The sequence below is a fragment of the Cohnella sp. GCM10012308 genome, assembly GCF_042649185.1.
Lineage (GTDB): Bacteria > Bacillota > Bacilli > Paenibacillales > Paenibacillaceae > Cohnella.
The window spans coordinates 296,844-307,134 of record NZ_JBHRYU010000005.1; the positions used below are offsets into that span (position 1 = coordinate 296,844).

9 protein-coding genes are annotated in these 10,291 nt (G+C 60.8%); all 9 read left to right on the forward strand.

Translation table 11 applies throughout. From position 1 onward, the window contains the following. Positions 1-34 precede the first annotated feature (34 nt). The 9 genes from ACFOTD_RS09440 to ACFOTD_RS09480 all read left to right on the forward strand — a co-directional run bounded on the left by ACFOTD_RS09440 (position 35) and on the right by ACFOTD_RS09480 (position 9,886). The gene (locus ACFOTD_RS09440; RefSeq protein WP_378117985.1) at positions 35-1,333 is read left to right on the forward strand and encodes an O-antigen polymerase; all 1,299 of its coding nucleotides are present in this window, start codon (positions 35-37) and stop codon (positions 1,331-1,333) included. Continuing rightward, positions 1,330-2,466 carry a glycosyltransferase family 4 protein gene (locus tag ACFOTD_RS09445; RefSeq protein ID WP_378117987.1) on the forward strand — a complete coding sequence of 379 codons (1,137 nt, stop codon included), beginning with the start codon at positions 1,330-1,332 and terminating at the stop codon, positions 2,464-2,466. Before ACFOTD_RS09440 ends, ACFOTD_RS09445 begins: the two co-directional genes overlap by 4 nt. A gap of 209 nt (positions 2,467-2,675) precedes the next feature. Further along, complete coding sequence (locus ACFOTD_RS09450; RefSeq protein ID WP_378117989.1) at positions 2,676-3,635, forward strand: glycosyltransferase; 960 nt, start codon at positions 2,676-2,678, stop codon at positions 3,633-3,635. Continuing rightward, positions 3,632-5,104, forward strand: coding sequence for an MOP flippase family protein (locus ACFOTD_RS09455; protein ID WP_378117990.1), 1,473 nt, complete (start codon positions 3,632-3,634; stop codon positions 5,102-5,104). The genes ACFOTD_RS09450 and ACFOTD_RS09455 overlap by 4 nt, the downstream gene beginning before the upstream one ends. A gap of 116 nt (positions 5,105-5,220) precedes the next feature. Next, positions 5,221-6,126 carry a UTP--glucose-1-phosphate uridylyltransferase GalU gene (gene galU / locus ACFOTD_RS09460; protein ID WP_378117992.1) on the forward strand — a complete coding sequence of 302 codons (906 nt, stop codon included), beginning with the start codon at positions 5,221-5,223 and terminating at the stop codon, positions 6,124-6,126. Positions 6,127-6,225: 99 nt separating this feature from the next. Continuing rightward, on the forward strand, positions 6,226-7,599 hold the full coding sequence (locus tag ACFOTD_RS09465; RefSeq protein WP_378117994.1) for a sugar phosphate nucleotidyltransferase: 1,374 nt from the start codon (positions 6,226-6,228) through the stop codon (positions 7,597-7,599). Continuing rightward, on the forward strand, positions 7,572-8,618 hold the full coding sequence (locus ACFOTD_RS09470; RefSeq protein ID WP_378117996.1) for an LCP family glycopolymer transferase: 1,047 nt from the start codon (positions 7,572-7,574) through the stop codon (positions 8,616-8,618). The genes ACFOTD_RS09465 and ACFOTD_RS09470 overlap by 28 nt, the downstream gene beginning before the upstream one ends. Positions 8,619-8,699: 81 nt before the next feature. Next, complete coding sequence (locus ACFOTD_RS09475; RefSeq protein WP_378117998.1) at positions 8,700-9,419, forward strand: PIG-L family deacetylase; 720 nt, start codon at positions 8,700-8,702, stop codon at positions 9,417-9,419. A gap of 89 nt (positions 9,420-9,508) precedes the next feature. Next, complete coding sequence (locus ACFOTD_RS09480) at positions 9,509-9,886, forward strand: GNAT family N-acetyltransferase (protein ID WP_378118000.1); 378 nt, start codon at positions 9,509-9,511, stop codon at positions 9,884-9,886. Positions 9,887-10,291: the final 405 nt, after the last annotated feature.

Consider the following 10,291-nt stretch of genomic DNA (forward strand, 5'->3'; position numbering starts at 1 on the left):
GCAATCGCAATCAAGACGAGGGAGTGCCCGTGTGATGAGAAAGAATGCTTCGGTCTGGTGGATGAACCCGACCATCCTGTTCGCCATCGTGATGGGGGGCGTCATCGCGGGCGCCTATATGATCCCCGCCGAGAACTACCTGATGTTCTACCGCGTCGAGAAATTCATCGACAGCGGCAACATCTGGCTCGCCGTCTATCCGGCAGCCGCCTTCGTCCTGGGCGGCTTGCTGTCGGCGATGCTGTACAAAAAGGTGAAGCCCGTATCCGTGTTTCCCGATGCGGTGCTGAAGCGCGACGCCTTCATCAAGTTCGTCATCTACGCCCTGTTCGCCATGACGCTGTTCGGCTACGCGGTTTACTTGCTGATCATGGTCCGCAGCGGCTTCACGGTGTCGCTGTTCTTGTCCGTCATCAAGGGAGAGCCGGGCGCCATCTACTCGATCAAGCAGAACTTCGACAAGATCACGGGCGTCACCTCGTTCACGAACTTCGGCATCGCCTTCACGATCCTGGCGACCTACTACCAATGCCTGAAGGGCAGCAAGACGTTCATGCCCGCGTTTACGGTCGTCTTCCTGCTGACGCTCATGCGCTCGATCTTCTTCTCCGAGCGGCTCGCCCTGATGGAGATCATGGTGCCGGCGATCATTATCTGGATCTCGATGCGGCTGAAGCAGGGCAAGCGGGTGCCGTTCGTGAAGTTGTATCCGCTCATCGGGATCGTGTTCGTCATCGGATTTTTCGGGATCAGCGAGTACTTCCGTTCGTGGCTGAGCTATTACGTTCACATCTATCCTTCGTTCTGGGAGTTCGTCGTCACCCGCTTTTTCGGCTACTACGTCACGGCTCTCAATACCGGCACGCTGTACATAAGAGAGCTGGGCTTTCCGTCGATTCCGTTCCCCTACTATACCTGGGAGTGGCTGTGGAAAATACCGCCGGGCGGCGAGGCGTATGCCAACGTATATGGCGTGCGGCCCATGGGCCTGTTGGACAACATACTCGAAACGATGGGCAATCCGGAGTTCAACAATCCGTCCGGGCTCATGCTTCCTTATCACGATTACGGCTTCGGCGGGGCATTGGTTTATATGGCGCTCCTCGGTTATATCAGCGGCGTGCTGTACACGCACTTCCGCAACAACCACACGTTCGGCATGCTGATGTATCCGATCTGGATGGTGGGCATCCTGGAATTTCCGCGGTATCTGTACTTCACGAGCGGCCGGTTTTTCCCGTGCTGGGTGGTGCTGGTCCTATTCACGCTCGTGCTTCATTACAATAAGCGCAAAATCAAGAGCTGGCGGCTCTCGGGGGTGAATCGGACATGAAGCTGGAGAAGATCTATATCAACGGGCGCTTCCTGACGCATCCCGTCACTGGCGTGCAGCGGTACGCGATCGAGGTGCTTCGCTCGCTCGACGCCATGGTCGGGGAACGCGACGCGGCTGTCGAAGGCTACGAATTCGTCGTGCTGGCGCCGAAGGGCGAGCTGAAGCCGATCGGCCTGCGTCATATCCCGACCAAGCAGGCGGGACGCGGCTCCGGCCACGCCTGGGAGCAGCTCAGTCTGCCGGCGCTTTGCGCGGACGGATTTCTGCTCAGCCTGTGCAACACGGGACCGATGACCAAGCGCCGCCAGGCCGTCACGATGCACGACGCGGCGGTGTACGCGGCGCCGGACACGTATTCCTTCGCCTTCCGCGCCTGGTACAAGGTGCTGCAGCGCGTACTCGGCATGAACGCGAAGGGCGTGCTGACCTGCTCCGCGTTCTCCCGCGCGCAGTTGACGGAGCACTTCGGCATAGCGGAGCGCAAGATCAAGACGATCTACCACGGCCGGGAGCATATTCTGCGGATCAAGGCCGACGAGACGGTGTTCGAGCGTCACGGACTCGCGAGGCCCTACGTACTGGCGGTCAGCAGCATGAGCCCGAACAAAAACTTCGCGTCCGTCGCGAAGGCGATCGAGCTGATGGGCGACGTCGGCTTCGACATCGTCATCGCGGGCGGCAGCAGCAAGATCTTCAAGCCGGCCGGCGGCCGGATCGGAGGCGAAGTCAAAACGCTGGGCTACGTGACGGACGAAGAGCTGAGAGCCTTGTACGACAGGGCTTCCTGCTTCGTCTTCCCTTCCTTCTACGAAGGGTTCGGCTTCCCGGCGCTCGAGGCGATGTCCTGCGGCTGCCCCGTGGTCGCTTCCGACGCGGCTTCGATCCCCGAGGTGTGCAGGGATGCCGTGCTCTACTGCAATCCGCACGATCCTGCGGACATCGCGGCCAAGATCAGGCGACTCATGGAGGACGACGGGCTGCGGACGCAGCTGCGCGAGCGCGGACTCGCGCGGGCGGCCACCTTCTCCTGGGACAAGTGCGCCAGGGAAACGCTGGACGCGGTACGGCCGCATCTGGATGCGGCTGCGCCGGCGTACGTGCCCGAGCGGGAGAGGGGGTGGAGCCGGTGAACATCGTATTCGCGAGCCACACGTACATGGGCGGGCCGTTCGTCGTCGGCTCCCACCATCTCGCCCGCGAGATGAAGCGGCTCGGCCATCGCGTCCTTCACATGAGCACGCCGCTGAGTCCCATGCACCTGCTCAAGTACAAGGACCGCGACATCCGCGCGCGGATCAAGATCTACCGGGGCCAGCCCGAGGCGGAGCCCGACCAGGCGGTGAACAGCGTGCCCATGGCGCTCCTGCCGTGGGAGGTAGCCGGCCCGATCTATGCCCGCACGGGCAAAAATTGGACGCTGCCGCGCATGAAACGGCTGCTTCGCGAGCAAGGCATGGATCGCGTGGACCTGCTGCTCATCGACCAGCCGCGGTTCGCCGGGCTGGATGAGATCGTAAGGCCCGACGTCACCGTCTACCGGCCGACCGACCTGTACGCCCAGATGACGGGCGACAGCTCGATCCAGGCCGCCGAGGCCGCGATCATGGCGCGGGCGCACGGGCTCGTCTCCACGTCGGAGCCGGTGCTCGAGGCGCTGCTGCCGTACAATCCCGCGCTGCCGTGCCTCTTGCTCGAGAACGGCGTCGAGTACGAGCACTTCGCGCGAGGCGGCGAGGAGCCCGAGGATCTGCGGGCGATCCCCGGCCCCCGGGCAGTCTATGTCGGCGCGCTCGACGAGCGGCTCGACCTGGGCGCGCTGCGCAAGCTGGCGGATGCGCGGCCCGACCTTAGCCTTGTCGTGATCGGACCCTGCGACGACGCGACGGCCGCCGTTTTCGCGGGCCGGCCCAACGTGCATTTGCTCGGCCCGAAGAAGTACAAGGACGTGCCGAAGTACCTTCATCACGCCGACGTCGCGCTGCTGCCGCTGAGCGGCCATGCGGCCAACAAAGGGCGCAGCCCGATGAAGCTGTACGAATACGCGGCCGCCGGCCTGCCGGTCGTCGTCACCGAGACGCCCGAGCTGCTGCGGCGCGAGGAGCCGTTCCTGTATTTCTACCGGGACGCGGACGAATTCCCGGCCCAGGTCGGCAAGGCACTCACCGCTAAGCATGGCCGCGACCGCATCCGTGCAATGGCCGAACGCCATGCCTGGGACGCGAAGGCCAGGACGCTGCTTGCGTTCGCCGACGGTCTGCGGCGTACAGCCTCATCCAAGGAAGTGACCCGACAATCATGAGCTCGCTCAAGAAAAAAGGGATCGCGGCGGCCAAATGGTCCACGCTCGCGACTATCGTCTCCATCGTCGTGCAGGTGCTGCAGCTCCTCGCCGTCTCCCATTTGCTGACGCCCAAGGACTACGGTCTCATGGGGATGGTCATGGTCATCGTCGCGGCAGCCGTCAACCTGACCGACATGGGCATTTCCAACGCGATCATTCACCGGCAGGACGTCACCAGGGATCACCTCTCCAGCCTCTACATACTGAACCTGGCGACGAGCTTCGTCATCAGTCTGGCCATCTTCCTGTCCGCGCCGCTCGTGGCGGCCTTCTATCATGAGCCTGACCTTGTGAATCCGGTCCGGTGGATGTCGCTGCTGTGCCTGATCCCGGCTTTCGGCCAGCAGTTCGAGGTGCTGTCGCGCAAGGAGCTCAAGTTCGACGCGATCTCGAAGATTCAGATCGCCGCCTACTTCGCGGGCTTCCTCATCGCGGTCGCGGGCGCCTACTACGGCTACGGCGTCTACGCGCTGGTCGGCTCCTATCTCGGCAACGCGCTCGTCCGCTCTGCGGGCCTCATGATCATGGGCTGGCGCAGATGGACGCCCGCCATGCATTTCACGCGCGGCGATCTCAAGGGCTATCTCAGCTTCGGCGTCTATCAGATGTCCTCGAACCTTCTCCAATCCTTCATTTCGAACCTGGATTATCTGATTCTGGGACGCATGTACGGCGCGCAGACGCTCGGCTATTATTCTTGGGCCTACCAGCTGTGCATCATGCCGGTGCAGAAGCTGACGCCGCTCATCAACTCGGTCACGCTGCCTATTTTCGCCAAGATCCAGGACGACCTGACGCAGCTGCGCAAGGGCTATATCAAGATCGCCGAAGGCGTCAGCTACCTGAACGCGCCGATCTACCTGGGCCTGCTGGTCACGGCGCCGATGCTCGTCACGTTCGCCTTCAGCGAGAAATGGCTGCCCAGCGTGCCGCTCATCCAGATCCTGTGCGTTATGTTCCTGATCCGTTCGCTCGTCGTCACCGTCCAGCCGCTGCTGCAATCCAAAGGGCGGATGGATATGTATTTCCGCTATACGCTGCTCTGCATGGCGGTACAAGTGCCCGGCTTGTTCATCGGCGCTTATCTGGGCGGCATGATCGGATTGTGCTACGCGTTCGTCGCGGTACAGATCGTCATCTTCTGCATCCAGTACAGCTATGCCGTAAAGCGCGTGCTGGGGCCGTGCCTGTCCCCGCTGCTGCGCAGCATCTCGCCCGGATTGCTATGCGGATTGGTCATGGTTATCGGCGTTTTGGCCTTCGATTGGCTCTCCCAGGCGCTGTTCGAGCTTAATACGGGCTTTATCCTGCAGGTCATTTGCGGTGCGCTGCTCTACTTCGCCGTCATATTCTATTTCAATCGAAACCTGATTCACGCGGTACGCGATAAGGTATATAGGAGACATAAGTCCGTGAAGCCGGGGTGAAGCCCACGCGGCTCCCCCTTAAAAACATACCGCCGCCGTCCCCGCTTATCCCCGTCGCTCCGTCCGCGAACGTTCACCGTCGCACTTTCCATAGCAGATAGGAGGGTACTACAAGCATGACTAAAGTCAAAAAAGCGATCATCCCCGCAGCCGGTCTCGGCACGAGATTCCTGCCCGCCACGAAGGCGATGCCCAAAGAGATGCTCCCCATCGTCGACAAGCCTACGATCCAATACATCGTCGAAGAAGCGATCTGCTCGGGCATCGAGGATATCATCATCGTCACCGGCCGCAGCAAGCGCGCGATCGAGGATCACTTCGACAAGAACCACGAGCTTGAAGCGGACCTCGAATGCAAGCAGAAAAACGAGCTGCTGGAAATCGTCCGCAGCGTCACGAATCTCGTTGAGATCCACTGCGTCCGGCAGAAGGAGCCGCTGGGACTCGGACACGCCATTTGGTGCGCGCGCAAATTCGTGGCCGGCGAGCCGTTCGCGGTGCTGCTCGGCGACATGATCATCGATAGCGAGGTCCCTTGCCTGAAGCAGATGATCGACGTCTACGACGAGCGGGCCGGCAGTATTATAGCAGTAGAAGAAGTGCCGTGGGAGAGCGTGTCCAGCTACGGCGTCATCCAGGGCGACATGATCAACAAGCGGCTGAACCGGATCACGAATCTGGTGGAAAAGCCGAAGGTCAATCCGCCGTCCAACCTGGCGATGATCGGACGCTACATTCTGGACCCGGCCATCATGGATATTCTGGAGCATCAGCAGCCCGGCGTGGGCGGCGAGATTCAGCTGACGGACGCGATGAAGCAGCTCGCGTCGCGCCAGAACATGTACAGCTACCGCTACGACGGCAAGCTGTACGACGTGGGCAGCAAGCTGGGCTTCCTGAAGGCGAACATCGACTTTGCGCTGAAGCGCGAAGAGCTCGGACTGGGCTTGTGGGAGCACTTGTACGATTTGACGGGCTCTTCGGAAGCCGCGGAAGTGCAGGCGGAACGCAGAATCGGCTAAGCGGGCGCGATTGGCAGAGTAGGCATAGCAGAGCCGGCGTCGAGTTTAGGCGTGCCGGCAAGAGAGAAAAACGAAAGAACATCTGGAGGGGAAAACATCATGAAATTGGTATTGCTGTCCGGGGGTTCGGGAAAAAGACTGTGGCCGTTGTCCAATGACGCGAGAAGCAAGCAATTCCTCAAGGTGCTCGAAAACGAAAACAAGCAAATGGAATCGATGGTCCAGCGGGTCTGGGGACAGATCTGCGCCGTCGGTCTTGACCAATCGACCGTGATCGCGACGGGCAAGCAGCAGCTCGACATCCTGCAGAGCCAGCTCGGCCAGGTGCCGATCATCGTCGAGCCGGAGCGGCGGGACACGTTCCCCGCGATAGCGCTGGCGGCCGCGTACCTGTATTCGCTCAAGCAGGTCGACCTCAACGAGACGGTGTGCATTTTGCCCGTCGACCCGTACGTCGAAGACCGGTTCTTCGAGCGGATCCAGGATCTCGAGGGCGTGCTGAACCGCACGGACGCGAAGATCGCGCTTATGGGCGTGACGCCGACGCTGCCATCCTCCAAGTACGGCTACATCGTGCCGGAGCAGGGCGCCGGAGACGACTCGTACAGCCGCGTGGCGCGGTTCACGGAGAAGCCGTCCGAGGAGAAGGCCAAGTCGCTGATTGCGGACGGCGCGCTGTGGAACTGCGGCGTGTTCGCGTTCAAGCTCGGCTATCTGATCGGCCTGCTGCTGGAGCGCGGGGTGCCGATCCAGTACGAGGAGCTGCAGAAGAGCTACGACAAGCTCGCCAAGATCAGCTTTGACTACGAGGTCGTCGAGAAGGAATCCGACATCGTCGTCATCCCTTACGACGGCTACTGGAAGGACCTTGGCACCTGGAACACGCTGACGGACAACATGGGCGCGAGCATTATCGGCAACGGCATTTTGAGCGACGACAGCGCCAATACGCACCTGGTCAACGAGCTCGACATACCGGTCACGATCATCGGCATCCAGAACGCGATCGTCGCGGTCAGCCCGGACGGCATCCTCGTGTCCGAAAAGAACGCGAGCCCGCGGATCAAGGACATGGTCGTGCCGAACCAGCGCCCGATGTACGAGGAGCGGACGTGGGGCTGGTACCGCGTGCTCGACTACTCCAAGAGCCGCGATGCGGAGGTGCTGACCAAGCGCATCTGCCTCAAGTCGGGCAAGCATCTGAACTATCACTATCATTCCGAGCGGACGGATACGATGACGGTCGTATCGGGTGAAGGAGAACTCGTCCTCGGCGAAGAATTATATATTCTGAAGCCGGGAGACGTATTCCGCATCCCAGCCGGTTCCTACCACGCGCTTCGCGCGGCGACAGATATGGAATTCATCGAGATTCAGCAGGGAGAATCGGTGAAGGAAGACGACGAGATCGATCTCTACGGTACTTGGGAGGAGATGGAGTTCCATTGTCTGTCAAGAGGAATCCCCTCGTAAAAAGAGTACTCATCATCGCGTCCGCGGCGGTGCTGCTGCTCGTCCTCGGCGCGGGCGGGTATGCCTGGTACCTTTACCATGACGCCGCGGACACGATTAGCGACATCTACCAGCCCATCGGCACCGTCCCCCCCGCGGGGGACGGAACGCAGGCCGTTGCCGGCGGCGCTGGCGGCACGGGTACGGAGGCCGGCACGGCGACAGGCGCCGTTCAACTGGCGGCAACCGGGGATGCGGATCCGTCCGAGGCGGCGCGCCGGATCGTCGATCTGAACGCCAAGGATCCGTTCACGGTGCTGCTGCTCGGCGTCGACGAGCGGTCAGGCGACATCGGACGTTCCGACACGATCATGGTCGTCGGAGTCAATCCGGCCAAGCATTCCGTCCTACTTTATAACATTCCTCGAGACACCCGCACCGAGATCGTCGGCAAAGGCACGACGGACAAGATCAATCACGCCTATGCCTTCGGCGGCGTCGACATGTCGATCCGTACGGTCGAACGTTTCATGAACGTGCCCATCGATTACTACGTAAAAGTCAATATGGAAGGCTTCGAGCGGATCATCGACATTCTTGGCGGCGTATCGGTGAACAATCCGTTCGACTTCACGATCGACGGCGTCAATTACCCGCAGGGACGGCTCGATCTCGACGGCGAGAATGCGCTGCTCTATTCCCGCATGCGCTACGACGATCCCAAGGGAGATATCGGACGCATCGAGCGGCAGCAGACGGTCATGGGCGAGCTGATCAACAAGGCGAAGCGGATCAAGACCGTAGCCAAGGTACCGGAGATTCTCGACGAGATCCGGGCCAATGCCAAGACGAATCTGACGCTGGACGATATGAAGGCGCTGTTCAACAATTACCGCAAGGAAATCGACACGGTCAGCAAGGACCAGGTTAACGGCGGCGGACAGCGAATCGGCGGCATCTACTATTATATGGTCAGCGAGCAGGAGCGGACGCGCATGCACGACAAGCTCGCTTCGCAGCTTGCGGACGACGGAATCTAACCGGAAGCTCGCTTAGCGCATGGCCTTCGTGCCGGCGCGAGGCGGGCTTTTTAATTACCATTCGGGGAGGGCGCACGCAGCATGGCGATCAATCTGTTTTTCGTGCCTCATCAAGACGACGAGGCGCTTACCTTCGGCGCGGGCATCCGCAACCATCTCGACGTCGGCGACGAATGCCACGTCATCTTATATACGGACGGACGCTCGTCGAGCGTGCGCCGGCAGCTGAACGGCGAGGCGAGGAGCGCGCTCGCGAGACGTTATTACGATCCGGCCGCCGAGGGCTACGGTCGTCTCGAGGAAGCGGACATGGTGAGGCTGCGCAATGACGAGTTTCTCCGTTCCTGCCTGGCGCTGGGCGTGCCCGAGACGCATATTCACTTCGCGGACGGGCAGATGCGGGACGGATCGACGACGATAGAGGGCTGCGAGGACGTGCTTCGGGAATACCTGCGCAAGTATCCGGACGCCCGGGTCAAAGCCTTCACGGATCTCGGCGGCAATCACGCCGATCACGCCAACATGGGCCGGGCCGCTCGCCGGCTGGCGCAGACGGGCACGATCGCGGACCTGCGACTGTACGTCGAGCCGTACAATCTTCGCAACGCGAAGCGGGAGACCCGGCGGCTGGAGCTGCTCGTCGAGCGATCGCGGGACCATTCGCACAAGGTCGTCGCTTCCCTGCAGGAGTACAAGCGCTGGGACCCGGCCCGCGGACAGCTCGCGATCGGCTACCACTCCGTGAAGCGTTCCTTCGACCAAGCGATCGCGAAGCCGGTTTCCTATTATCATAAGCCCTAGAAGCTTGGCTGCGGGCGCTCGAAAGTTGTAGATCGGGGTAAGGGATAGAGAGCGAGAGAAAACGAGAATGACGATGGAGGTGCATGGAAATGAGCGCATTGTACAATAACGGAACGCCCGAGGTACGGCCCGAAGAAGAGATCGTCGCGGAACGGGAAGGCAACGGCTACATCCTGCGCGGCGTCAAAGGCAGGATCGGCCAGATCTCCTATACGATGGCGGACGCGGACACCTGGATCATCGATCACACTTCGGTAGACGGCGAATACCGCGGACGCGGCCTGGCTCGCCAGCTGCTGAACTTCGTCGTCGAGGACGCGAGAGAGAAGGGGCGCAAGATCATCCCTTCCTGCTCCTACGCGCTCCAACAATTCCAGGCCGATCCGTCGCTCTCCGACGTATGGGCCGAAGGAGACGCCAGCAACTACTCGGACTCTTACAGCAGCAACGGCGTCGAATCCCGCTGATTTGGTCTTATAGCCACTGGATCGTCTTCGGCACCCTCGCTCGGTCCCTCGGGACTGCGCGGGGGTGTTTGCTTGTACAGCAATCGCACCAAGCCTCGGTACCAAGAGCACCCATAGCGGAACGTAGTTCACTAGCGTTGCATAAAAGCTGCCTTGGATTGAGGAGCTTCCTCAAAAAGTGCCTTAATGTAAAATTTTACATCCGCATTTCGCTCGACTTTTTAAAAAGAGCAGAGGCATGCTACAGTAGGTTGCAAAATCCAAAAATTGGGTTTATTGTCTTTTTCTTTTCGACGGCTTCGTAAGCGCCACATCGCAGTGGTGCGGCTGTAACAGCGGAGCTGGTGTTTTACGCGTTTGGCGGCCTTTGGTCCTTCCTCTTGGCACTTTGCTCGCCGCTTTCAG